Below are 24,421 nucleotides of genomic sequence, written 5' to 3' on the forward strand. Positions count from 1 at the left end.
TGAGTGACAAACCCATGCCAAAACGTACAGACATAAAAAGCATCCTGATTCTCGGCGCTGGCCCGATCGTGATCGGCCAGGCCTGCGAATTCGACTACTCCGGCGCCCAGGCCTGTAAAGCCCTGCGCGAAGAGGGCTACCGCGTCATCCTGGTGAACTCCAACCCGGCCACCATCATGACCGACCCGTCGATGGCCGACGCCACCTACATCGAGCCGATCAAGTGGCAGACTGTTGCCAAGATCATCGAGAAGGAACGTCCGGACGCGCTGCTGCCGACCATGGGTGGCCAGACCGCGCTGAACTGCGCCCTGGACCTGGAGCGCGAAGGCGTCCTGGAGAAGTTTGGTGTGGAAATGATCGGCGCCAATGCCGACACCATCGACAAGGCTGAAGACCGTTCGCGTTTCGACAAGGCGATGAAATCCATCGGCCTGGACTGCCCGCGCTCGGGCATCGCCCACAACATGGACGAGGCCAACGCAGTCCTGGAACGCCTTGGCTTCCCATGCATCATCCGTCCATCCTTCACCATGGGCGGCACCGGTGGTGGCATCGCCTACAACCGTGAAGAGTTCGAAGAAATCTGCGCCCGGGGTCTCGACTTGTCGCCGACCAAGGAACTGCTGATCGACGAATCCCTGATCGGCTGGAAAGAATACGAAATGGAAGTTGTCCGCGACAAAAAGGACAACTGCATCATCGTCTGCTCCATCGAGAACTTCGACCCGATGGGCGTGCACACCGGTGACTCGATCACCGTTGCGCCGGCCCAGACCCTGACCGACAAGGAATACCAGATCCTGCGTAACGCCTCCCTGGCGGTGCTGCGCGAGATCGGCGTGGAAACCGGCGGCTCCAACGTCCAGTTCGGCATCTGCCCGAACACCGGCCGCATGGTGGTCATCGAGATGAACCCGCGCGTATCCCGTTCGTCGGCCCTGGCCTCGAAAGCCACCGGTTTCCCGATCGCCAAGGTCGCCGCCAAGCTGGCAGTCGGCTACACCCTGGACGAACTGTCGAACGACATCACCGGCGGCAAGACCCCGGCGTCCTTCGAGCCGTCCATTGACTACGTAGTGACCAAGCTGCCGCGTTTCGCCTTCGAAAAATTCGCCAAGGCCGATGCCCGCCTGACCACTCAAATGAAGTCGGTCGGTGAAGTCATGGCCATTGGTCGGACCTTCCAGGAATCCCTTCAGAAAGCCCTTCGCGGCCTGGAAGTGGGTGTCTGTGGCCTCGATCCGAAGCTGGACCTGAGCCATCCGGACGCCATGAGCGAGCTCAAGCGCGAGCTGACCGTGCCGGGCGCCGAGCGTATCTGGTATGTGGCGGATGCCTTCCGCGCCGGCATGACTGTCGAGCAAATTTTCGACATGAACATGATCGACCCTTGGTTCCTGGTACAGATCGAAGATCTGATCAAGGAAGAAGAGAAGGTCAAGACCCTGGGTATGTCCAGCATCGACCGCAACACGATGCTGGGCCTCAAGCGCAAGGGCTTCTCCGACATGCGCCTGGCCAAGCTGCTGGGTGTGACCGAGAAGAGCCTGCGCGCTCATCGTCACAAGCTGGACGTGTTCCCGGTCTACAAGCGCGTCGACACCTGCGCGGCCGAGTTCGCCACCGACACCGCCTACCTGTACTCCACGTATGAAGAAGAATGCGAAGCCGCACCTTCGAACCGCGACAAGATCATGATCCTGGGCGGCGGTCCTAACCGGATCGGCCAGGGCATCGAGTTCGACTACTGCTGCGTGCACGCTGCCCTGGCATTGCGTGAGGATGGTTACGAAACCATCATGGTCAACTGCAACCCGGAAACCGTCTCCACCGACTACGACACTTCCGATCGCCTGTACTTCGAGCCGGTCACCTTGGAAGACGTGCTGGAAATCGTCCGTGTCGAGAAGCCAAAAGGCGTGATCGTCCAGTACGGCGGCCAGACGCCGCTGAAACTGGCCCGTGCGCTTGAAGCTGCTGGCGTGCCGATCATCGGCACCAGCCCAGACGCCATCGACCGCGCCGAAGACCGCGAGCGCTTCCAGCAGATGGTCGAGCGTCTGAACCTGCGCCAGCCGCCGAACGCCACCGTGCGCAGCGAAGACGAAGCGATTCGTGCCGCCGGCAAGATCGGTTACCCGCTGGTGGTGCGTCCGTCCTATGTGCTGGGCGGCCGTGCGATGGAAATCGTCTACCAGGAAGACGAGCTCAAGCGCTACCTGCGCGAAGCGGTCCAGGTGTCCAACGACAGCCCGGTTCTGCTTGATCACTTCCTCAACTGCGCCATTGAAATGGACGTGGATGCGGTCAGCGACGGTAAGGATGTAGTGATCGGCGCGATCATGCAGCACATCGAGCAAGCTGGCGTTCACTCTGGTGACTCCGCCTGTTCGCTGCCGCCATACTCGCTGCCAGCCCATATCCAGGACGAAATGCGCGAGCAGGTCAAGAAGATGGCCTTGGAGCTCGGCGTCATCGGTTTGATGAACGTACAGCTGGCGCTTCAAGGCGAAGACATCTACGTCATTGAAGTCAACCCGCGCGCTTCCCGTACCGTGCCGTTTGTCTCCAAGTGCATCGGCGTCTCCCTGGCAATGATCGCTGCGCGGGTCATGGCGGGTAAGACCCTGAAAGAGCTGAATTTCACCAAGGAAATCATTCCGAACTTCTACAGTGTGAAAGAGGCGGTGTTCCCGTTCGCCAAGTTCCCTGGTGTTGACCCGATCCTCGGCCCAGAGATGAAGTCCACCGGTGAAGTGATGGGCGTGGGCGATACCTTCGGAGAAGCCTTTGCCAAGGCGCAAATGGGCGCCAGCGAAGTTCTGCCAACCGGCGGCACGGCTTTTATAAGTGTGCGTGATGACGACAAGCCACTGGTTGCAGGCGTGGCCCGAGATCTGATCAACTTGGGTTTCGAAGTGGTCGCCACTGCCGGTACCGCCAAGCTGATCGAGGCGGCGGGCCTGAAAGTGCGTCGCGTGAACAAGGTGACCGAGGGGCGTCCGCACGTGGTCGACATGATCAAGAATGACGAAGTCACGTTGATCATCAACACCACCGAAGGTCGTCAGTCGATTGCCGATTCCTATTCCATTCGTCGCAATGCGCTGCAGCATAAAATCTACTGCACCACGACCATTGCTGCCGGCGAAGCGATCTGCGAAGCGCTCAAGTTCGGACCTGAGAAGACCGTACGTCGCTTGCAGGATCTACATGCAGGATTGAAGGCATGAGCATAACCAAGTATCCGATGACCGTTCAGGGCGCGAAGGCCCTGGAAGAAGAACACGCTTTCCTGACCAAGGTCGAGCGCCCGCGCTTGAGCCAGGCTATCGGTGAAGCGCGTGAGCTGGGCGATCTCAAGGAAAACGCCGAATACCATGCTGCCCGAGAGGAGCAAGGCATGGTTGAGGCGCGCGTCCGTGACATCGAAGGCCGCATGCAGAATGCGGTGATCATTGACGTCACATCGATCCCGCACACCGGCAAAGTGATTTTCGGCACCACCGTGGAAATCGCCAACGTCGAGACCGATGAGCGCGTCACCTACCAGATCGTTGGCGAGGATGAGGCCGACTTCAAGCTCGGCAAAATCTCCGTTGGTTCGCCACTTGCCCGCGCCTTGATTGCCAAGGAAGAGGGTGATGTTGTGGCCGTGAAGACGCCGAGCGGTGTCATCGAGTACGAGATTGTCGAAGTCCGTCACATCTGAACGAAGGCGCCCGCTGCGTGCGGGTGCCATGATCTGGCAGCTCACTCAGATGTTATGGGTGGGCGGCGTCTGGTTGTTGCACATCGGTCTGCTACCGGTGCTGGGCCGAATCGGCCTGGCTCCGCTGCTCATCGATGAAATCGGGGGTATGCTGACGGCGCTGCTGGTAGGGTTTTCCGCAGCGTGCATATTGTTTCAGGCTTTGGTGCTGGTTCAGGCCGAGGGCCTTGGCAGTCTTTGGCGCGACATTCGTGGGCAATTGCTGCTCATGTCGTTGTATGGGTGCGGGATGTTCCTGGCGGTACGCCTCGGTTGGCCCGATGCAACGCAATGGCAGGTATTCAGTTATCTGGTATTGGGTTTCTCCGGATTGGTGCTGGTCTTGCAGCCGGCTCCCGGTTGGAGCGGCAGGGTGCGCGAAGCACACCCTTGACCCTTTGGCATCACTTGAAGCGGTGAACGTTCGACAGTTGCTTGTTGACGCTGAAATTCTTGCGATAAATCAGTGCCATTTTGCCGATGACCTGCACCAGGTCTGCCTTCCCGACTTTGCACAACTCGGCAACGGCAGCCAGGCGGGCTTCGCGATCCAGGATGTTGAGCTTGATCTTGATCAGCTCATGGTCACCCAGGGCGCGCTCCAGTTCGGCGAGTACACCTTCAGTCAAACCGTTGTCAGCCACAGTCAAAACCGGTTTCAGATGGTGGCCAATGGATTTGTATTGTTTCTTCTGCTCTTGAGTGAGCGGCATAATCTGACCCCTGCGTCTGATCTTGTAAAAAGCGGCGGCCAGTTTACCCGAGCGAGTCCGGGACCGCCCAGTTAATCACGACCCGATTTAATATTTCAGAGGTGGCCCGTGGCCCGTTCCAAGACAAGTCTTAAATGGCTGCAAGAGCATTTCAACGACCCATTCGTGAAAATGGCGCAAAAAGACGGGTATCGCTCCCGTGCCAGCTACAAGCTGTTGGAAATTCAGGAAAGAGACCGTTTGATCCGTCCAGGCATGAGCGTGATCGACTTGGGCGCCGCCCCGGGTGGCTGGTCCCAAGTGACCAGTCGTCTGATTGGTGGGCAAGGCACACTGATCGCTTCCGATATCCTGGAAATGGACAGCATCCCGGATGTGACCTTCATTCAGGGCGACTTTACCGAGGACGCCGTACTGGCGAATATCCTTGAAGCGGTCGGAAAAAACGAGGTGGACCTTGTGATTTCCGATATGGCCCCCAATATGAGTGGACTGGCGTCTGTTGATATGCCGCGATCGATGTTCCTGTGCGAGTTGGCACTGGATCTTGCGACTCGGGTGTTGAAGCCAGGTGGTGATTTTTTGATCAAGGTCTTCCAGGGTGAAGGCTTCGACGAATACCACAAGAGCGTGCGCAAGCAGTTCGAGAAGGTCACGACGCGTAAACCGAAATCATCGCGTGATCGCTCCCGTGAGCAGTACCTGCTGGGCCGTGGTTTCCGCGGGCGCAGTGAGGAATAAGAGGTTTTTCGACCGGGGCGATAGGTTTTTCGTATTTCGTCCCGTCAGCATTAGCGAATATTGTGTAGAAAGTGTTTCACAAAGGGTTACAGACGGCGCCTGCCAAGTCGTAGGTAATGTAGTAAGTTAGGCCGGTGAATATCATGCGAAGCGCGCGCCAGTAGCGGAGCTTGCTTCAGAGGGTAGTTAATTGAACGATATGGCAAAGAATCTGATCCTGTGGTTGATCATCGCTGCAGTCCTCGTGACCGTGATGAACAACTTCTCCAGTCCTAACGAGCCGCAGACCCTCAACTATTCCGACTTCCTCCAGCAGGTCAAGGAAGGCAAGGTCGAGCGCGTAGCCGTTGATGGCTATGTGATTACCGGCAAGCGCACCGATGGTGACAACTTCAAGACCATTCGTCCGGCGATCCAGGACAACGGCCTGATCGGCGACCTGGTGGACAACCATGTCGTTATTGAAGGCAAGCAGCCTGAGCAGCAAAGTATCTGGACCCAGCTTCTGGTTGCGAGCTTCCCTATCCTCGTCATCATTGCGGTCTTCATGTTCTTTATGCGCCAGATGCAGGGCGGAGCCGGAGGCAAGGGCGGGCCGATGAGTTTCGGCAAGAGCAAGGCTCGACTACTGTCCGAGGACCAGGTCAAAACCACATTGGCCGACGTCGCGGGTTGCGACGAAGCCAAGGAAGAAGTGGGTGAGCTGGTTGAGTTCTTGCGCGATCCGGGCAAATTCCAGCGCCTGGGCGGCCGTATTCCACGCGGCGTACTGATGGTCGGGCCACCCGGTACTGGTAAAACCTTGCTGGCCAAGGCGATTGCCGGTGAAGCGAAAGTGCCTTTCTTCACGATCTCCGGCTCCGATTTCGTTGAGATGTTCGTCGGCGTGGGCGCCAGCCGTGTTCGTGACATGTTCGAGCAGGCCAAGAAGCACGCCCCCTGCATTATCTTCATCGACGAAATCGATGCCGTCGGTCGTCATCGTGGCGCGGGCATGGGCGGTGGCCATGACGAACGCGAGCAAACCCTCAACCAGTTGCTGGTAGAGATGGATGGTTTCGAAATGAACGACGGCATCATCGTGATTGCCGCCACCAACCGTCCGGACGTGCTCGACCCTGCGCTGTTGCGTCCGGGCCGTTTTGACCGTCAGGTCGTTGTGGGGCTGCCGGACATCCGCGGTCGCGAGCAGATCCTCAAGGTTCATATGCGCAAGGTTCCGATGGGCGATGATGTCGCTCCAGCGGTCATCGCTCGTGGTACGCCGGGGTTCTCCGGTGCCGATCTGGCGAACCTGGTAAACGAAGCGTCGCTGTTCGCTGCCCGTTCCGGCAAGCGCGTCGTGGAAATGAAGGAATTCGAGTTGGCCAAGGACAAGATCATGATGGGCGCCGAGCGCAAATCGATGGTCATGTCGGAGAAGGAAAAGCAGAACACGGCTTACCACGAGGCGGGTCACGCTATCGTTGGTCGCGTAGTGCCTGAGCATGATCCGGTGTACAAGGTCTCGATCATCCCGCGCGGTCGTGCGCTGGGCGTGACGATGTTCCTTCCGGAAGAAGATCGCTACAGCCTGTCCAAGCGCGCGTTGATCAGCCAGATCTGCTCGCTGTACGGCGGCCGTATCGCTGAAGAAATGACGCTGGGCTTCGATGGCGTGACGACGGGTGCGTCGAACGACATCATGCGGGCTAGCCAGATCGCGCGGAACATGGTCACCAAGTGGGGCTTGTCCGAGAAGCTGGGGCCGTTGATGTATGCCGAAGAAGAGGGCGAAGTGTTCCTCGGTCGCGGTGGTGGCGGCCAACATGCAAGCTTCTCGGGTGAGACAGCCAAGCTGATCGACTCCGAGGTTCGCAGCATCATTGACCAGTGCTACGGGACGGCCAAGCAGATCCTCACGGATAACCGCGACAAGCTGGACGCCATGGCTGATGCCTTGATGAAGTATGAAACCATCGATGCCGAGCAGATCGACGACATCATGGCGGGCCGCACGCCGCGTGAGCCTCGCGATTGGTCTGGTGGCACGGGTACCTCCGGTACGCCGCCGGCGGTGCAGGGCGAGCGTCCGGAAACACCCATCGGCGGTCCGGCTGCCGACGTCTAAGGCTTGAAATGACTTCTGTCCAGTCCTCGACCCGGTTGCCTTGCGGCAACCGGGTTCTTGATTTAGCCCATACGCATGTCATGGGCATTCTTAATGTCACTCCCGATTCCTTTTCCGATGGCGGACGATTCAGCCAGCTCGACGCTGCATTACGGCATGCCGAGGCCATGGTATCGGCCGGGGCAACGCTGATCGATGTAGGCGGTGAGTCGACCCGTCCCGGTGCGCGTGCGGTTTCGCCTACCGAGGAGCTGGAGCGAGTGGCGCCAATTGTCGAGCGCATACATCGCGAGCTGGATGTCATCATCTCAGTCGATACGTCCACGCCTGCGGTCATGCGCGAGGCGGCGCGCTTGGGGGCGGGATTGATCAATGACGTTCGCTCGTTACGGCGTGATGGCGCGTTGGATGCTGCTGCTGCCACGGGGTTGCCTGTGTGCCTGATGCACATGCTTGGCGAGCCCGGAACGATGCAGAATGACCCGCATTACGGCAATGTAACCCGCGAAGTCGGTGAGTTCCTGGCGGATCGCATGAGCCAGTGTGCCGGCGCCGGCATCCCTGCCGAGCGGATCATTCTCGATCCCGGGTTCGGCTTTGCGAAGACATTGGCGCACAATCTGAGCCTGTTCAAGCATATGGAAGCCTTGCATGCCCTGGGGCGGCCGCTGTTGGTCGGTGTCTCGCGAAAGAGCATGATAGGCAATGCGTTGGGTCGTCCGGTGGGAGAGCGCCTGCATGGCGGTCTGGCACTCGCCGCCTTGGCTATTACAAAAGGTGCGCGCATATTGCGGGTGCATGACGTAGTCGAAACAATGGATGTCGTGCGGATGATCGCAGCAGTGGATTCAGCCGAATAAGAATGATGGAGCACTTATGAGCAAAAAATACTTTGGCACCGACGGGATTCGTGGTCGGGTCGGCGAATACCCCATTACCCCTGATTTCATGCTCAAGCTCGGCTGGGCCGCTGGGATGGCGTTCCGAAAAATGGGCGCGTGCAAAGTGCTGGTTGGCAAGGACACGCGAATATCCGGGTATATGTTCGAATCGGCTCTGGAAGCCGGTCTGACGTCGGCGGGTGCCGATGTCATGCTGCTCGGGCCGATGCCTACGCCAGCCATCGCCTACCTGACTCGGACATTCCAGGCGCAGGCAGGCATTGTGATCAGCGCTTCGCATAATCCTCATGACGACAACGGTATCAAGTTTTTCTCTGGCAAGGGCACCAAGCTGCCGGACGAAATCGAGCTGATGATCGAGGAGTTGCTGGACGCGCCAATGACCGTGGTCGAGTCGAGCAAGATCGGCAAGGTGTCTCGGATCAACGATGCATCGGGTCGCTACATCGAATTCTGCAAGGGCAGTGTTCCGACGGGTACCAGTTTTTCCGGTCTGAAGATCGTTGTCGACTGTGCTCATGGCGCAACCTATAAGGTCGCGCCAAGCGTTTTTCGTGAGCTGGGTGCCGAAGTGGTGGTGCTCTCGGCCCAGCCTAATGGGCTGAACATCAACCACAACTGCGGTTCTACTCATACCGAGGCTTTGCAGGCGGCTGTATTGGCCGAGCATGCCGATCTCGGCATTGCCTTCGATGGTGACGGCGACCGCGTGCTGATGGTCGATCACACGGGCACGGTCGTTGATGGTGATGAGCTGCTGTTCATCATCGCGCGCGACCTGCACGGGCGCGGCAAGCTGCAGGGCGGGGTTGTTGGTACATTGATGAGCAACCTTGGGCTCGAGTTGGCCCTGGCGGACCTGGACATACCCTTTGTGCGCGCCAATGTGGGTGACCGCTATGTCATCTCGGAGCTGCTGGAGCGCAACTGGGTGATTGGTGGCGAGAACTCGGGGCACATTGTCTGCTTCGACCATACCACCACTGGTGATGCGATTATTGCCGCCCTGCAAGTGCTGATGGCCCTCAAGGCGCGCAACGAAGGTCTTGCGCAGTCGCGACAGGCATTGCGCAAGTGTCCGCAAGTACTGATCAACGTACGTTTCGGCGGCGGTGCAAATCCTATCGAGCACCCGACGGTCAAGCAGGCCGGCGAGCGTGTAACCCAGGCAATGGCTGGGCGTGGGCGCGTGTTGTTGCGCAAGTCGGGTACAGAGCCTTTGGTGCGTGTCATGGTCGAAGGCGAGGATGAAGCACAGGTCCGCGGTTATGCTGAAGAGCTGGCAAAACTTGTTACTGAAGTTTCTGCCTGAATTCGGCTTGCCAGTCATGAATCGGTTGGGTAACATCTGCGCCCACTTTGACCGACGAGGTACAGCATGCGTCGCCCTATGGTAGCTGGTAACTGGAAGATGCACGGTACCCGCGCCAGCGTCGCTGAGCTGATCAAAGGCCTTCGCAATCTGGCCTTGCCAAGCGGTGTTGATGTCGCGGTATTCCCGCCTTGCCTGTATATCAATCAAGTGGTTGATGGCTTGAAAGGCAAGTCGATTTCGGTCGGCGCGCAGAATTCTGCGGTGGAATCCATGCAAGGCGCGTTGACCGGCGAGATTGCGCCGAGCCAGCTCGTCGATGCAGGTTGTTCCTTGGTCCTGGTCGGGCACTCCGAGCGCCGCATGATCATGGGCGAGCAGGACAAAGCCTTGATCCGGAAATTTGCGGCAGCACAGGCCTGCGGTCTGATTCCGGTGTTGTGCGTAGGGGAAACCCTCGAGCAGCGTGAGTCCGGAAAGACACTTGAAGTTGTCGGGCGTCAGCTGGGCAGCATCATCGAAGACCTGGGCGTCGGTGCTTTTGCAAAGGCGGTCATCGCTTATGAGCCAGTCTGGGCCATCGGTACCGGACTGACTGCTTCGCCGCAACAGGCGCAGGATGTGCACGCAGCCATCCGCGCGCAGTTAGCGGCAGAAAATTCTGAAGTGGCACGAGGTGTGCGGCTTCTATACGGCGGCAGCGTGAAGGCGGCCAATGCGGTCGAACTGTTCGGCATGCCGGATATCGATGGGGGGCTCATTGGTGGAGCTTCCCTGAATGCAGATGAGTTCGGTGCGATCTGTCGCGCCGCGGGAAACTGAAAAAATGCTGGAAACAGTCGTAGTCGTTTTTCATCTGCTGGGCGCACTGGGTGTAGTCGCTCTCGTATTGCTGCAGCAGGGTAAAGGTGCGGATGCTGGTGCGTCTTTCGGTGCAGGTGCTTCAAATACTGTATTCGGAAGCCAAGGTTCCTCTACCTTTCTTAGTAAGTTTACTGCTATACTTGCCGCCGGTTTCTTCATAACCAGCTTAGGGTTAGGTTACTTTGCTAAAGAGAAAGCTCATGAGCTGACTCAAGTAGGTTTGCCAAACCCGGCGGTGTTGGAAGCGCCAAAGCAACAACCGGCTTCTGATGATGTCCCGGTGCTTCAAGAGCAAAAGTCGGCCAATCCGGCGACTGACGTGCCTCCAGCTCAAGAGCAGAAGTAAGAAGGTTTCAAACGCTGTATTGCCGAGGTGGTGGAATTGGTAGACACGCAACCTTGAGGTGGTTGTGCCCATAGGGTGTAGGGGTTCGAGTCCCCTTCTCGGTACCAATTATCAGGAGAGCCCGCGATTGCGGGCTTTCTTGTAGGTGGAAGGGTTACATTGACCCTGTAAGGGATCAGTCGTATACTTCCGCCCCAGCTTTGTCGCGGGATGGAGCAGCCTGGTAGCTCGTCGGGCTCATAACCCGAAGGTCGTCGGTTCAAATCCGGCTCCCGCAACCAGTTTCAGGGCCCCTTCCAAGGGGCTTTTTGTTAGCTGGACACTTTACAACGCCGCTGTTCGACGGCGTTTCAGGGATGGGCGATTCGCCCATTTTTTTTTATTTGCACAGCATGCACAAACATGCACGAGGGGGTTCAGGTGTCGAGCAAGCTAGAACAGTTGCAGGCCTTGTTGGCCCCGGTGGTCGTGGCCCTTGGCTATGAATGCTGGGGTATTGAGTTTTCGGCTCAAGGTCGCCACTCACTGTTGCGCGTTTATATCGATAAGGAAGGCGGTGTGTTGGTGGACGATTGCGCCATCGTGAGCCGTCAGATCAGTGGCGTATTGGATGTCGAAGATCCGATCGCCGTTGAATATACCCTTGAAGTTTCCTCGCCTGGCATGGAACGCCCACTGTTCACAATTGAGCAGTTTGCAAAATTTGCCGGTGAACAAGTGAAGATCAAGCTGCGCTCGCCTTTCGAAGGCCGACGCAACTTTCAAGGCCTTCTACGCGGTGTAGAAGAGCAGGACGTCGTGGTGCAAGTAGAAGACCATGAGTTCCTGTTGCCGATCGATATGATCGACAAGGCCAACATCATTCCCAGTTTTGACTGATACGTGCCAGATACTGCGGATCCCGCGGATCCAATGGCTTGCGAAAGGCGAGGCGTACGATGAGCAAAGAAGTACTGCTGGTTGTTGAGTCGGTATCCAATGAAAAGGGCGTACCGGCTAACGTTATTTTTGAAGCGCTTGAGCTGGCTTTGGCCACTGCTACCAAGAAGCGGTTCGAGGACGAAGTTGATTTGCGTGTGGAGATCAATCGCCACACCGGTGCCTATGAGACATTCCGTCGCTGGACGGTAGTCGAAGAAGCCGACCTGGACGATCCGGCCATCGAAACCTGGCCGAGCAAGGTTGCTGAAACGCATCCTGGCGCCAAGGTAGGTGATGTTGTCGAAGAAAAGATCGAATCCATCGAGTTTGGTCGCATCGCTGCGCAGACTGCCAAGCAAGTCATCGTGCAGAAAGTTCGCGAAGCCGAGCGCGCGCAAGTCGTTGATGCCTATCGCGAGCGCCTGGGGGAGATCATCTCCGGCACCGTGAAAAAAGTGACCCGCGACAACGTGATCGTCGATCTGGGCAACAATGCCGAGGCATTGCTGGCTCGTGAAGACATCATCTCTCGCGAAACTTTCCGGGTTGGCGTGCGTTTGCGTGCGCTGCTCAAGGAAATCCGCACCGAGAACCGGGGCCCGCAGTTGATCCTGTCGCGTACCGCGCCGGAAATGCTGATCGAGTTGTTCCGTATCGAAGTGCCTGAAATTGCTGAAGGCCTGATCGAAGTCATGGCCGCCTCCCGTGATCCGGGTTCGCGTGCCAAGATCGCGGTCCGCTCCAAGGACAAGCGCATCGACCCGCAAGGTGCCTGCATCGGCATGCGTGGTTCGCGTGTCCAGGCCGTATCCGGCGAGTTGGGCGGCGAGCGTGTGGACATCGTCCTGTGGGACGATAACCCGGCTCAGTTCGTGATCAATGCCATGTCGCCTGCTGAAGTGGCGGCAATTATCGTCGACGAAGATGCCCACGCCATGGACATCGCCGTTGGCGCAGACAATCTCGCTCAGGCCATCGGTCGCGGTGGTCAGAACGTGCGTCTGGCTAGCCAATTGACTGGCTGGACACTGAACGTGATGACCGAATCGGACATCCAGGCTAAGCAGCAAGCTGAAACCGGCGACATCCTGCGCAACTTTATCGAAGAGCTTGAAGTCGATGAAGAACTGGCGCAGGTGCTGGTGGATGAAGGCTTTACCAGCCTGGAAGAGATTGCCTACGTACCGGTGGAGGAAATGCTCAACATCGACGGCTTTGACGAGGACATCGTCAACGAGCTTCGCGCTCGGGCCAAGGATCGTTTGTTGACCAAAGCCATCGCTACTGAGGAAAAGCTGGCAGACGCCCATCCGGCCGAAGACCTGCTCTCGCTTGAGGGCATGGACAAGGATTTGGCGATGGAACTGGCGGTGCGCGGCGTAATTACCCGCGAAGACCTGGCCGAGCAGTCTATTGACGATCTGCTCGACATCGACGGCATTGACGATGATCGTGCCGGCAAGTTGATCATGGCCGCCCGAGCCCACTGGTTCGAGTAATTAGGCGCGGCCTGAGGAGAGAAGTGCATGACGCAAGTCACGGTGAAACAACTGGCCGATGAGGTCAAAACACCGGTAGAGCGCCTGTTGCAGCAGATGCGTGAGGCAGGTCTGCCGCACACCGCCGCCGAGGAACATGTGACCGACAGTGAGAAGCAGTCCCTGCTGACTCACTTGAAGAGCAGTCACAAGGCGAAAGTGGAAGAACCGCGCAAGATCACTCTGCAGCGTAAAACCACCAGCACCCTGCGTGTTGCCGGTAGCAAAAGCATCAGCGTTGAAGTACGCAAGAAGAAAGTCTTCGTACAGCGCAGCCCGGAAGAAATCGAAGCCGAGCGTAAACGCGAGCTGGAAGAGCGTCGCGCAGTAGAAAACGCTGCACGTCAGAAGGCTGAAGAAGAAGCCAAGCGTCGCGCCGAAGAAGAAGCGCGTCGCCAGCCTGCTGCTGGGCAAACCGTTACTAACGACGCCGTTGCAGCGCCTGCCGTAGTTGCCGAGCCAGTACGCGAAAGCGCACCGGTTGTGGCCGCTGCTCCAGCACCGTCTGCTGACGTTCGCAACAAGCAGAACGAACAACGCCGTCCGGACAAACCACGTGCCGACGATAACAGTCGTCGTGGCAGTGGTGATGGTGAGCGCAAAAACGCTCCGCATCGTGCCTCGGTCAAAGAGAAAGCGCCTGCTCCACGCGTTGCCCCACGTACTACCGACGAAGAAAGCGATGGCTTCCGTCGTGGTGGTCGCGGCAAGGCCAAGCTGAAGAAGCGTAACGCCCACGGTTTCCAGAGCCCTACCGGCCCTGTAGTGCGTGATGTGCAGATCGGCGAGACCATCACTGTTGGCGATCTCGCCAATCAGATGTCGGTCAAGGCTGCTGAAATCATCAAGTTCATGTTCAAACTGGGTACTCCAGCGACCATCAACCAGGTGCTTGATCAGGAAACTGCTCAACTGGTAGCCGAAGAGCTGGGCCACAAAGTGACCCTGGTCAGCGACACCGCCCTGGAAGACTCCCTGGCGGAGTCCCTGAAGTTTGAAGGTGAGACGTTCTCCCGTGCGCCAGTCGTGACCGTAATGGGCCACGTTGACCATGGTAAGACTTCGCTGCTCGACTACATCCGTCGTGCCAAGGTAGCTGCTGGCGAAGCCGGCGGTATCACCCAGCACATCGGTGCGTACCACGTTGAAACTGACCGCGGCATGGTCACTTTCCTCGATACCCCGGGTCACGCCGCGTTTACCGCCATGCGTGCTCGTGGTGCCAAGGCGACTGACATTGTGATTCTGGTCGTTGCAGCGGACGACGGCGTAATGCCACAGACCATTGAAGCGGTCCAGCACGCCAAGGCTGCCGGCGTTCCACTGGTTGTTGCAGTGAACAAAATCGACAAGCCGGGCGCTGATCTCGATCGCATCCGTAGCGAACTGTCGGTTCACGGCGTGACGTCGGAAGAGTGGGGCGGCGACACCCCGTTCGTATCGGTTTCGGCGAAAGTCGGTACTGGTGTGGACGAGTTGCTCGAAGCCGTTCTGCTGCAAGCTGAAGTTCTGGAACTGAAAGCGACTCCTTCGGCTCCTGGCCGAGGCGTCGTGGTTGAATCGCGACTCGACAAAGGTCGTGGTCCGGTTGCTACCGTTCTGGTTCAAGACGGTACCTTGCGCCAAGGCGACATGGTGCTGGTCGGTTCGAACTATGGCCGTGTACGTGCCATGCTCGACGAGAACGGTAAGCCAATCAAGGAAGCCGGTCCTTCCATCCCTGTCGAGATCCTCGGCCTGGACGGTACCCCGGATGCTGGCGACGAGATGAGCGTGGTGGCTGACGAGAAGAAAGCCCGTGAAGTGGCTCTGTTCCGTCAAGGCAAGTTCCGCGAAGTCAAACTGGCTCGCGCTCACGCCGGCAAGCTGGAGAATATTTTCGAGAACATGGGCCAGGCAGAGAAGAAGACGCTTAACATCGTCCTCAAATCCGATGTCCGTGGTTCGCTGGAAGCGTTGAACGGTGCCTTGAACGGCCTGGGTAACGACGAAGTGCAAGTGCGTGTGGTCGGTGGCGGTGTCGGTGGTATCACCGAGTCCGACGCCAACCTGGCACTGGCCTCCAGCGCTGTACTGTTTGGCTTCAACGTGCGTGCCGATGCTGGCGCTCGCAAGATCGTCGAGCAGGAAGGTCTGGATATGCGTTACTACAACGTGATCTACGACATCATCGAAGACGTCAAGAAAGCCCTTACCGGTATGCTGGGCAGCGATGTTCGCGAGAACATCCTGGGTACCGCCGAAGTTCGCGACGTGTTCCGTTCGCCGAAGTTCGGTGCCATCGCCGGTTGCATGGTGATCGAAGGTGTCGTTCACCGTAACCGTCCAATCCGTGTACTGCGTGAAGACATCGTAATCTTCGAAGGCGAGCTGGAATCCCTGCGCCGCTTCAAGGATGACGCTTCCGAAGTACGTGCCGGCATGGAATGCGGTATTGGCGTCAAGAGCTACAACGACGTCAAGGTCGGCGACAAGATCGAAGTCTTCGAGAAGGTCCAGGTTGCTCGCAGCCTCTGACTCGCGCACTTCAAGAGCCGCACCGGGCAGCCGCATGAACATGCGCTGCCTGGCTGGCGGACTCTAAACGCAACGCCCGGTCTGGCTTTTGCCAGGCCGGGCGTTTGCCGCTTTCAGACCTCACGGGTTTGACCGTGGGGCAGTAACAGGTAACAAGACATGGCAAAAGAATACAGCCGTACCCAACGAATCGGCGATCAGATGCAGCGTGAGCTGGCCCAACTGATCCGCCGCGAAGTCAAGGATCCGCGTGTCGGCCTGGTCACCATTACCGCAGTGGAAGTCAGCCGTGACGTTGGTCACGCGAAGATTTTCATCACCGTGATGGGCCAGGACAGTGCGGAAGAAATCGCCCAGAGCATCAAGGTGCTCAACTCGGCCGCTGGTTTCCTGCGCATGCAACTGGCTCGGGAAATGAAACTGCGCAGCGTTCCACAGCTGCACTTCCACTACGACGAGAGCGTCGTGCGGGGTGCGCATCTGTCGGCCCTGATCGAGCGCGCCGTGGCTGAAGACAGCCAGCACCCGGCGGCGTCTGAACCCGAAGACACCAAGGAGTAAACGGTGGCTCAGGTCAAACGTATCCGTCGTAATGTCAGCGGTATCATTTTGCTCGACAAACCGTTGGGGTTTACCTCCAACGCGGCGTTGCAGAAGGTTCGCTGGCTGCTCAATGCCGAGAAGGCCGGGCACACCGGGAGTCTCGATCCACTCGCCACCGGCGTGCTGCCGCTGTGCTTCGGCGAGGCGACCAAGTTTTCCCAATATCTGCTCGATTCCGATAAGGGTTATGAAACCGTCGCCCAGTTAGGCAAGACCACCACCACGGCGGACGCTGAAGGTGAGGTTTTGCTGGAGCGCCCGGTGACCGTTGGTCAGGCTGATGTGGAAGCTGTGTTGCCAGCTTTTCGCGGAAAAATCAGTCAGATACCGCCGATGTACTCTGCTCTCAAGCGTGATGGCCAGCCACTGTACAAGCTAGCTCGCGCAGGCGAAGTAGTGGAGCGTGAACCGCGTTCTGTTACTATTGCGCGCTTGGAATTGCTGGCCTTTGACGGTGATACTGCGCGGCTTGCCGTGGATTGCAGCAAAGGCACCTATATCCGCACCCTGGTGGAGGATATTGGTGAGCAGCTCGGCTGTGGCGCGTACGTGGCAGAATTGCGACGGACCCAGGCCGGGCCTTTCACCCTGGCCCAGACGGTCACGCTGGAAGAGCTGGAAGCGGTGCATGCCGACGGCGGCAACGAAGCGGTTGACCGTTTCCTGATGCCATCGGACAGCGGCTTGCTCGACTGGCCACTGCTGCAGTTTTCCGAACACAGCGCGTTCTACTGGCTCAATGGCCAGCCAGTACGTGCCCCGGATGCGCCGAAGTTCGGTATGGTCCGGGTGCAGGATCACAACGGTCGCTTCATCGGTATCGGTGAAGTGAGCGAAGACGGGCGCATTGCGCCGCGTCGACTGATTCGGTCGGAATGACCGGAACCAGCCTGCGTAACAACAGGTTGGCGAGTGTGGCTGTTAACAGGCACGGTCACTACTCATTTATAGATACAGGGATTTGTCCCTGGCCTGTTGAAGCTGTTTCCTTGGAACAGCTTCCTGACTAAAAAGGATTGCCTCATGGCTCTCGACGTTCAAGAAAAAGCTCAAATCGTAGCTGACTACCAGCAAGCTGTTGGTGACACTGGTTCGCCAGAAGTGCAAGTTGCACTGCTGACCCACAACATCAACAAACTGCAAGGTCACTTCAAGGCCAACGGTAAAGATCACCACTCCCGTCGTGGTCTGATCCGCATGGTAAACCAGCGTCGCAAGCTGCTGGACTACCTGAAAGGCAAGGATCTGGGTCGTTATCAGACTTTGATCGGTCGCCTGGGTCTGCGTCGCTAATCAGCGATTGCGCTAGAGGTTGGTGGTCTGTCGTACGTCAGTGGGTTTCCCGCTGGCGCATGGCAGGCTCCCAGCCTCAAGTTTTATCTGGATACACGTTTTACCCTGGACAGGCGTCGGGCCGACTCCCGCCATTGCCCAAGAATTTCGCAAGAAGACAAGTTCCCCAAGAGCCACAAAGAAGGTAGGACACCGTGAACCCGGTAATCAAAAAATTCCAATTCGGTCAGTCGACCGTTACCCTCGAGACTGGCCGTATCGCCCGTCAGGCCTCCGGCGCAGTGCTGGTCACCGTTGACGACGACGTCAGCGTATTGGTGACCGTTGTCGGTGCCAAGCAAGCCGATCCAGGCAAGGGCTTCTTCCCGCTGTCTGTTCATTACCAGGAAAAGACTTACGCTGCCGGTAAGATCCCTGGTGGTTTCTTCAAGCGCGAAGGCCGTCCTTCCGAGAAAGAAACCCTGACTTCCCGACTGATCGACCGTCCGATCCGTCCGCTTTTCCCTGAAGGCTTCATGAACGAAGTGCAGGTTGTCTGCACCGTCGTTTCCACCAGCAAGAAAACCGATCCGGACATCGCTGCGATGATCGGTACCTCGGCCGCCCTGGCCATCTCCGGCATTCCTTTCGATGGCCCGATCGGCGCTGCCCGCGTCGCGTTCCACGAAAGCACCGGCTACCTGCTGAACCCGACTTACGAACAACAGAAAGCTTCGAGCCTGGACATGGTCGTGGCCGGTACTTCGGAAGCCGTTCTGATGGTTGAATCGGAAGCCAAAGAGCTGACCGAAGACCAGATGTTGGGCGCAGTACTGTTTGCTCACGACGAGTTCCAGGTGGTGATCAACGCCGTTAAAGAACTGGCCGCTGAAGCTGCCAAGCCAACCTGGACCTGGGCTCCACAGCCAGAAGCCACCGCTCTGCTGGGCGCTATCCGTGCCGAGTTCGGCGACGCGATCTCCCAGGCCTACACCATCACCATCAAGGCCGACCGTTATGCGCGCCTGGGTGAGTTGAAAGACCAGGTCGTTGCCAAGTTCTCCGGCGAAGAAGGCCAGCCATCGGCTAGCGACGTCAAAGCTGCATTCGGTGAAATCGAATACCGCACCGTTCGCGAAAACATCGTCAACGGCAAGCCACGTATCGACGGTCGCGACACCAAGACTGTACGTCCGCTGAACATCGAAGTCGGTGTTCTGCCTAAGACCCACGGTTCGGCTCTGTTCACCCGTGGCGAAACCCAGGCGCTGGTTGTTGCAACTCTGGGCACCGCCCGTGACGCGCAACTGCTGGACACTCTGGAAGGCGAGAAAAAAGACCCGTTCATGCTGCACTACAACTTCCCTCCGTTCTCGGTCGGTGAGTGTGGTCGCATGGGTGGCGCTGGTCGTCGCGAAATCGGTCACGGCCGTCTGGCCCGTCGTTCGATTGCCGCAATGCTGCCTGCTGCCGACGTGTTCCCGTACACCATTCGCGTGGTTTCGGAAATCACCGAGTCCAACGGTTCGAGCTCGATGGCTTCGGTCTGCGGCGCTTCCCTGGCCCTGATGGACGCCGGTGTGCCGATGAAGGCGCCGGTTGCCGGTATCGCCATGGGTCTGGTTAAAGAAGGCGAGAAATTCGCTGTCCTGACCGACATCCTGGGTGACGAAGACCACCTGGGCGACATGGACTTCAAAGTGGCCGGTACCGCCAAGGGCGTCACCGCACTGCAGATGGACATCAAGATCAAGGGCATCACCGAAGAGATCATGGAAATCGCCCTGGGCCAAGCCCTGGAAGCGCGCCTGAACATCCTCGGCCAGATGAACCAGATCATCGGTCAGTCCCGTACCGAGCTGTCGGAAAATGCTCCGACCATGATCGCGATGAAAATCGACACCGACAAAATCCGTGATGTCATCGGTAAAGGCGGCGCGACCATCCGTGCGATCTGCGAAGAAACCAAGGCTTCGATCGACATCGAAGACGACGGTTCGATCAAGATCTTTGGCGAAACCAAGGAAGCGGCAGAAGCAGCACGCCAGCGCGTCCTGGGCATTACCGCGGAAGCCGAGATCGGCAAGATCTACATCGGCAAGGTTGAGCGCATCGTCGACTTCGGCGCGTTCGTCAACATCCTGCCGGGCAAGGACGGCCTGGTTCACATCTCCATGCTGAGCGATGCTCGCGTCGAGAAAGTGACCGATATCCTCAAGGAAGGCCAGGAAGTGGAAGTGCTGGTACTGGACGTGGACAACCGCGGCCGTATCAAGCTGTCCATCAAGGACGTCGCAGCAGCCAAGGCATCGGGCGTTTAATCACCCCCTCGCTTAGCCGCTGAAACAAGCAAACGCCCCGACTGGTTCGGGGCGTTTTGCTGTGTGGTGAAAATCCCTGTGTCGCGGGTTGCCTGGCCACGGGGGACGATGCTAGGTTTAGCCACCGCCCGTGTAGCTCAGTCGGTAGAGCAGCGCACTCGTAACGCGAAGGTCGCAGGTTCGATTCCTGTCTCGGGCACCAGATTCTTCCAAGGGACTTCCGACTTCTACCCGAGCTGCGGACAGGTTTGCAGATAGTCATCTACCGCCTCGCGAAAAGCCGCTTCCAATTCGGCCACCGTTTGTCCTTCGTAACTCACCAGCGCCCTGATGAATAAGAGCTTTCCGAACAGGCATTTGTCTTGGGTGCTTGTTTCAATTGAGCCGACATAGCCCTTGTATTGCAATTGGCTGCTCATTGAGTCTCGACCCTCACTGCTGAAGTCGTGGATATTTATACGGGGTGAATCCCTGTGCATGGAACCGAGAAACTGTAACCGCGCACATACCTCGCTCCTCCATTTGATTCCGCTTGTTGCACTGGCTTGCGTCTCTGTTAGGATTCCCTTGTCCCAAAAATGCAAACACCTTTGTTTTCAGATGATCCCCGAATGGTTCTGAAGGCCAGATAAACCGGGCTTCACACGGTTTTTTGCGTCAGAGAGATCCTTGATGATCCAGATCCATCTTCCATTCCCCAGATCAACGAGAACGCCATGACTGTTAAAGAATTGACCCAGGAAGCCAGGCACGAAGCAGCGCTGAAGAAGTACGTGCTGGATGCGCCCCAGTTGCTGGAAGAGATCAAGGACTTGTCCGCCGACGATCAGAAAGATCAGATCCAATGGGCATTCGAAGACGAGGCCGAAGCCCAGGGACTGCAACCCTGGGAGCTGACGCTCAAGTACACCAGCACACCTGAAGAATTCGAGCTGCAGCGCCTTGCATTGCACAAGGAAGCGGCCGAGGTGCTGGGTGTGGAATGGGATGAGTACTGCGAGATGAACAATCTGGTGGTCTGAAAAAAACGCGGCAAGAGTAACACTGTGGCGCGGGAGCTTGCTCCCGCTGGGCTGCGCAGCAGCCCCAAAAGAGGGGGCCGCTTCGCGCTGGAGCGCCAGCCCGGCCCAGCGGGAGCAAGCTCCCTCGCCACGGACCCTCTTCGTTTCTGATTGCCTGGCCTCAGCCTGTCAGAGGCTCAAGCGCATCGACAGATCCACCGCTTTCACGTCCTTGGTCATCGCGCCAATGGAGATGTAGTCCACGCCGGTCTCGGCAATCGGGCGCAACGTGTTTTCGTTGATCCCGCCGCTGGCTTCCAGTTTCGCCTTGCCGCCGTTCAGGCGCACGGCTTCGCGCATATCGTCCAGGCTCAGTTCATCGAGCATGATGATGTCGGCCCCGGCCGCCAGCGCCTCTTTCAGTTCCGCCAGGCTTTCGACTTCGATTTCGACCGGTTTGCCCGGCGCGATCTTGTGGGCGGCGTTGATGGCCTGCGCGATTCCACCGCAGGCGGCGATATGATTTTCCTTGATCAGGAAGGCGTCGTAGAGGCCGATGCGGTGGTTATGGCAACCACCGCAGGTGACCGCATATTTCTGGGCCAGCCGCAGCCCTGGAAGCGTTTTGCGGGTATCGAGCAGCTTGACCTGTGTGTCGGCGACGAAATCCGCCAGGTAACGGGCCCGAGTGGCGACGCCCGATAGCAGCTGCAAAAAATTCAGCGCGCTACGTTCACCGGTCAGCAACGAACGGGCCGGGCCCTCGAGGTGGAACAGTGCCTCGTCAGGGTTCACCCGGTCGCCGTCGCGGACTTGCCAGTGCACCGCGACGCGGGCGTCCAGTTGCCGAAACACCGCATCGACCCAGGCCGTGCCACTGATGATCGCGGCATCTCGAGTGATGATGGTGGCCTTGGCCAGGCGTTCGGTGGGGATCAGTTGCGCGGTGATGTCGCCACTGCCGATGTCTTCGAGCAACGCGCGGCGCACATTGGCTTCGATTTCGGCGGTCAGGTCGGCGAGACGTAGATTCGGCATAGCGGGCTCCACAAACAAAGTGGCCCGATTATATCTACTTGGGACTGATTGGCTTGTATTTGGTCGCGTCCGCGCAACATTTCCCCCTTTTGCCGGTCACTTATTGCGATCTATTTGAGCTTGGTCACAGAGCGCCGCTGGTGTGACTGATGTCTTTTACCCGATAATCCGCCTTTCGATTGACGTCATGACTTTGACGTCGCGAACCGAAGAATGCCGTTTCAGGAGGCCAGGATGCATAACGACGGAAATGTGGTGCCTTTGCACAAGGTGCCTAGCGATCAGGCGACTCGTTCGCCGCTCGCCCGCCTGCCTGTGATTCTGCTTCAGGTTCGCGACAAGGCGGCCCAACAGTTGCGCGTTGGCTTGCAAGGGTTGTTCGATAACGCCGACGACACGTTGTTCGAAATGGCCGATCGGGCGCGCAACGATGTCGAGCAGAATCTCTATTTCGAGGCCATGCGCGACTTGCGGCTCAAACGCAAAAGTATCGAGCGCGAATTCATCGAGCAGTTTTTCGAGGCGTTCGTCAGCCTCGCCCAATACGACCTTACCCAGGCGACACTGGCTCCCGTGCTGGGTGCAATCTCCAGCCAGCCAAACCATGACGAGCTGGAGCGTCGCCTGGCGGTCGAAACCATGGTCGCGCGGGTGCTCAGTCGCGATGGCGTTTCGCTCGATCAACTCACCGCCCGTCTCAGTGCGTTGTTGGCCCGGCCGTTGACCAACCAGCAGAACCCCTTGAGCCCGGCATTGCTGTGCGAGCATTTTCTTCAGGCCGGGCGCAACCTGGGCGTGGGGATCAAGGTCAAGTTGATCCTGCTCAAGCTCTTCGAACGCTATGTGCTTAGCGAATGCGACCAGCTCTACGCCGAAGCCAATCAGTTGCTGGCTGCCACGGGCATCTTGCCGGATCTCAAGGCCTCTCCGTCGCGTCGGGCCTCGGATCGCGTCGAAGAGGTCTCTCGACCCAAGGCCGCTGGCGCGACAAGGCCAAGGATCGACGACGTCGATGACAGCGTGCACGAAGTGTTCGCCGCGTTGCAGAAGCTGCTGGTCCAGGTGCGCGGCAGTGTCGCGCCAACCCTGGAGGCCAGCGCGCCGGCCCAGCCAATCTCGACACGAGACCTGCTGCGACTGTTGTCTCATCTGCAGCAATATGTGCCGTCGCCCACGGTCCAGGATGAATTCGACCTGCGCAGCCAGTTGGAACAGTTGCTGACCCGGGTCAGCGTCAAGAGCGGCAGATCCCGGGTCGTTGACGGCGCCGACGAAGACGTGATCAATCTGATCGCGATGATGTTCGAGTTCATTCTCGAAGACCATAACTTGCCGGATATCCTCAAGGCCTTGATCGGCCGACTGCAGATTCCGATGCTTAAGGTCGCGGTACAGGACAAGAGTTTCTTCAGTCGTGGTAACCATCCGGCCCGCCGGCTGCTCAATGAAATCGCCGCGGCGGCGATGGGCTGGGGCGATTGCGACGATCATCAGCGTGACGCCCTGTATCTGCGCATCGAGCAAGTGGTGCAGCGTTTGTTGAACGATTTTGTCGACGACCCGGCGATTTTTTCCGAGGTGCTGGCCGAGTTCCTGGCGTTCACCAGCGACGAGCGTCGTCGCTGTGAGTTGTTGGAGCAACGCATTCGAGACGCTGAAGAAGGGCGGGCAAAGGCCGAACTGGCGCGCCAGCGAGTCGAAGGCGCGCTGAACCAGGTCATGCTGGGCAAGCTCTTGCCCCAGGCCGTGGTGGACTTTGTGCAGCAAGCCTGGAGCCAGGTGTTGCTGCTGACCGGCTTCAAGCATGGCGAGCATTCAGTTGAATGGAAGGCAGACGTGCTGACGCTCGAACAATTGGTCTGGAGTGTCCAGCACCACGAAGAGTCCGACGCGGGCCTGCGTTTGCTGGCGATGGTGCCGGAATTGCTCAAGGCCTTGCGCGAGGGCTTGAGCCGCTCGGCGTTCGATCCGTTCGCCACCAGCGAATTTTTCAGCGAGCTGGAAGTGCTTCACGTCCAGGCCCTCCAGCGGATGGGTCAGGCATCCGAGCAGGCTGAACCGGCCGATTCGCCGGTCATGGTCGAGGTGGCGGAGCCTATCGTCCTGCGGACTGCGCCGAAAACGCCCATGGAGGAGACGACTGTTCGTCTGCCGGCCGACGATGTAGGCCTGCTCCAGGTCGACCAATTGCGCCTGGGGAGCTGGGTCGAATTCCAAGAGGACGAAGACAACAGCCTTCGTTGCAAGCTTGCGGCGATCATCCAGGCTACCGGCAAGTTTGTCTTCGTCAACCGCACCGGCCTCAAGGTCCTGGAGCACAGCCGCACTAGCCTGGCCTTGGAATTCCGCCGTGGGGCGGCGCGGCTGTTGGACGATACCCTGCTGTTCGACCGGGCGCTGGAATCGGTTCTGGGCAATCTGCGCCAGCTCAATCGCGGCAAGTGATCGCGCAGCCGAGGTCGATCGCG

The 24,421-nt window shown here is 58.4% G+C and carries 20 protein-coding genes, 3 tRNA genes and 1 pseudogene; 21 read left to right on the top strand and 3 right to left on the bottom strand.

Annotated features, from left to right (window positions below):
• The first annotated feature begins 14 nt into the window (after positions 1–14).
• The 3 genes from carB to HU742_RS03540 are packed head-to-tail and all read left to right on the top strand — an operon-like array spanning position 15 to position 4,148.
• Positions 15–3,236 carry a carbamoyl-phosphate synthase large subunit gene (gene carB / locus HU742_RS03530; RefSeq protein ID WP_186639524.1) on the top strand — a complete coding sequence of 1,074 codons (3,222 nt, stop codon included), beginning with the start codon at positions 15–17 and terminating at the stop codon, positions 3,234–3,236.
• A 2-nt stretch (positions 3,237–3,238) separates the two neighbouring features.
• Entirely contained in the window at positions 3,239–3,715 is a 477-nt protein-coding gene (greA, locus tag HU742_RS03535) for a transcription elongation factor GreA (RefSeq protein WP_186639602.1), read from the top strand.
• Between the two features lie 28 nt (positions 3,716–3,743).
• Complete coding sequence (locus tag HU742_RS03540; protein WP_186639526.1) at positions 3,744–4,148, top strand: MFS transporter; 405 nt, start codon at positions 3,744–3,746, stop codon at positions 4,146–4,148.
• A gap of 10 nt (positions 4,149–4,158) precedes the next feature.
• Here the strand turns inward: HU742_RS03540 and HU742_RS03545 are convergent, their stop codons facing one another.
• Positions 4,159–4,467 carry a YhbY family RNA-binding protein gene (locus HU742_RS03545; RefSeq protein ID WP_181287543.1) on the bottom strand — a complete coding sequence of 103 codons (309 nt, stop codon included), beginning with the start codon at positions 4,465–4,467 and terminating at the stop codon, positions 4,159–4,161.
• A 108-nt stretch (positions 4,468–4,575) separates the two neighbouring features.
• On the opposite strand from HU742_RS03545, the gene rlmE reads away from it, so the two are divergent.
• The 16 genes from rlmE to HU742_RS03625 all read left to right on the top strand — a co-directional run bounded on the left by rlmE (position 4,576) and on the right by HU742_RS03625 (position 20,116).
• Positions 4,576–5,208, top strand: a complete 633-nt coding sequence (gene rlmE, locus HU742_RS03550; RefSeq protein WP_186612171.1) for a 23S rRNA (uridine(2552)-2'-O)-methyltransferase RlmE — start codon at positions 4,576–4,578, stop codon at positions 5,206–5,208.
• A 199-nt stretch (positions 5,209–5,407) separates the two neighbouring features.
• The gene (gene ftsH, locus HU742_RS03555; RefSeq protein WP_186612170.1) at positions 5,408–7,318 is read left to right on the top strand and encodes an ATP-dependent zinc metalloprotease FtsH; all 1,911 of its coding nucleotides are present in this window, start codon (positions 5,408–5,410) and stop codon (positions 7,316–7,318) included.
• Between the two features lie 8 nt (positions 7,319–7,326).
• Complete coding sequence (folP, locus tag HU742_RS03560; protein ID WP_186643931.1) at positions 7,327–8,178, top strand: dihydropteroate synthase; 852 nt, start codon at positions 7,327–7,329, stop codon at positions 8,176–8,178.
• A 16-nt stretch (positions 8,179–8,194) separates the two neighbouring features.
• On the top strand, positions 8,195–9,532 hold the full coding sequence (glmM, locus tag HU742_RS03565; protein ID WP_186643929.1) for a phosphoglucosamine mutase: 1,338 nt from the start codon (positions 8,195–8,197) through the stop codon (positions 9,530–9,532).
• A gap of 66 nt (positions 9,533–9,598) precedes the next feature.
• Positions 9,599–10,354: a triose-phosphate isomerase gene (gene tpiA / locus HU742_RS03570; RefSeq protein WP_186612167.1), complete on the top strand. Its 756-nt coding sequence runs from the start codon at positions 9,599–9,601 to the stop codon at positions 10,352–10,354.
• Between the two features lie 4 nt (positions 10,355–10,358).
• On the top strand, positions 10,359–10,742 hold the full coding sequence (secG, locus tag HU742_RS03575) for a preprotein translocase subunit SecG (RefSeq protein WP_025211789.1): 384 nt from the start codon (positions 10,359–10,361) through the stop codon (positions 10,740–10,742).
• Positions 10,743–10,763: 21 nt separating this feature from the next.
• Positions 10,764–10,849: transfer RNA gene (locus HU742_RS03580), tRNA-Leu, on the top strand.
• A 97-nt stretch (positions 10,850–10,946) separates the two neighbouring features.
• A tRNA-Met gene (locus HU742_RS03585) sits at positions 10,947–11,023 on the top strand.
• Positions 11,024–11,162: 139 nt separating this feature from the next.
• Positions 11,163–11,621 (top strand): ribosome maturation factor RimP, encoded by a 459-nt coding sequence (gene rimP / locus HU742_RS03590; protein ID WP_186643927.1) that lies wholly within the window; start codon positions 11,163–11,165, stop codon positions 11,619–11,621.
• A gap of 59 nt (positions 11,622–11,680) precedes the next feature.
• Positions 11,681–13,162 (top strand): transcription termination factor NusA, encoded by a 1,482-nt coding sequence (gene nusA, locus HU742_RS03595; protein ID WP_047229054.1) that lies wholly within the window; start codon positions 11,681–11,683, stop codon positions 13,160–13,162.
• Positions 13,163–13,189: 27 nt separating this feature from the next.
• Entirely contained in the window at positions 13,190–15,718 is a 2,529-nt protein-coding gene (gene infB / locus HU742_RS03600; protein WP_186639532.1) for a translation initiation factor IF-2, read from the top strand.
• A 159-nt stretch (positions 15,719–15,877) separates the two neighbouring features.
• Complete coding sequence (rbfA, locus tag HU742_RS03605) at positions 15,878–16,279, top strand: 30S ribosome-binding factor RbfA (RefSeq protein WP_186612165.1); 402 nt, start codon at positions 15,878–15,880, stop codon at positions 16,277–16,279.
• A gap of 3 nt (positions 16,280–16,282) precedes the next feature.
• On the top strand, positions 16,283–17,200 hold the full coding sequence (truB, locus tag HU742_RS03610) for a tRNA pseudouridine(55) synthase TruB (RefSeq protein WP_186639534.1): 918 nt from the start codon (positions 16,283–16,285) through the stop codon (positions 17,198–17,200).
• A gap of 144 nt (positions 17,201–17,344) precedes the next feature.
• On the top strand, positions 17,345–17,614 hold the full coding sequence (gene rpsO / locus HU742_RS03615; RefSeq protein ID WP_003177875.1) for a 30S ribosomal protein S15: 270 nt from the start codon (positions 17,345–17,347) through the stop codon (positions 17,612–17,614).
• A 194-nt stretch (positions 17,615–17,808) separates the two neighbouring features.
• Positions 17,809–19,914, top strand: coding sequence for a polyribonucleotide nucleotidyltransferase (gene pnp, locus HU742_RS03620; protein WP_186639536.1), 2,106 nt, complete (start codon positions 17,809–17,811; stop codon positions 19,912–19,914).
• Positions 19,915–20,040: 126 nt separating this feature from the next.
• Positions 20,041–20,116: transfer RNA gene (locus tag HU742_RS03625), tRNA-Thr, on the top strand.
• 28 nt (positions 20,117–20,144) lie between these two features.
• Here HU742_RS03625 and HU742_RS03630 read toward each other — a convergent pair.
• A pseudogene (locus tag HU742_RS03630) lies at positions 20,145–20,333 on the bottom strand (type II toxin-antitoxin system HicB family antitoxin); the annotation flags it as partial.
• Positions 20,334–20,630: 297 nt separating this feature from the next.
• Between HU742_RS03630 and HU742_RS03635 the strand changes: the two are divergent.
• The gene (locus HU742_RS03635) at positions 20,631–20,936 is read left to right on the top strand and encodes a DUF6388 family protein (RefSeq protein ID WP_186639538.1); all 306 of its coding nucleotides are present in this window, start codon (positions 20,631–20,633) and stop codon (positions 20,934–20,936) included.
• Between the two features lie 168 nt (positions 20,937–21,104).
• On the opposite strand, the gene nadC is transcribed toward HU742_RS03635, so the two are convergent.
• Positions 21,105–21,953, bottom strand: a complete 849-nt coding sequence (gene nadC, locus HU742_RS03640; protein WP_186639540.1) for a carboxylating nicotinate-nucleotide diphosphorylase — start codon at positions 21,951–21,953, stop codon at positions 21,105–21,107.
• 234 nt (positions 21,954–22,187) lie between these two features.
• On the opposite strand from nadC, the gene HU742_RS03645 reads away from it, so the two are divergent.
• Positions 22,188–24,398: a DUF1631 domain-containing protein gene (locus HU742_RS03645; protein WP_186639542.1), complete on the top strand. Its 2,211-nt coding sequence runs from the start codon at positions 22,188–22,190 to the stop codon at positions 24,396–24,398.
• The last annotated feature ends 23 nt before the right edge of the window (positions 24,399–24,421 follow it).

Origin of the sequence: Pseudomonas marvdashtae (assembly GCF_014268655.2) — a bacterium.
In the GTDB taxonomy this organism is placed as follows: Bacteria; Pseudomonadota; Gammaproteobacteria; order Pseudomonadales; family Pseudomonadaceae; genus Aquipseudomonas; species Aquipseudomonas marvdashtae.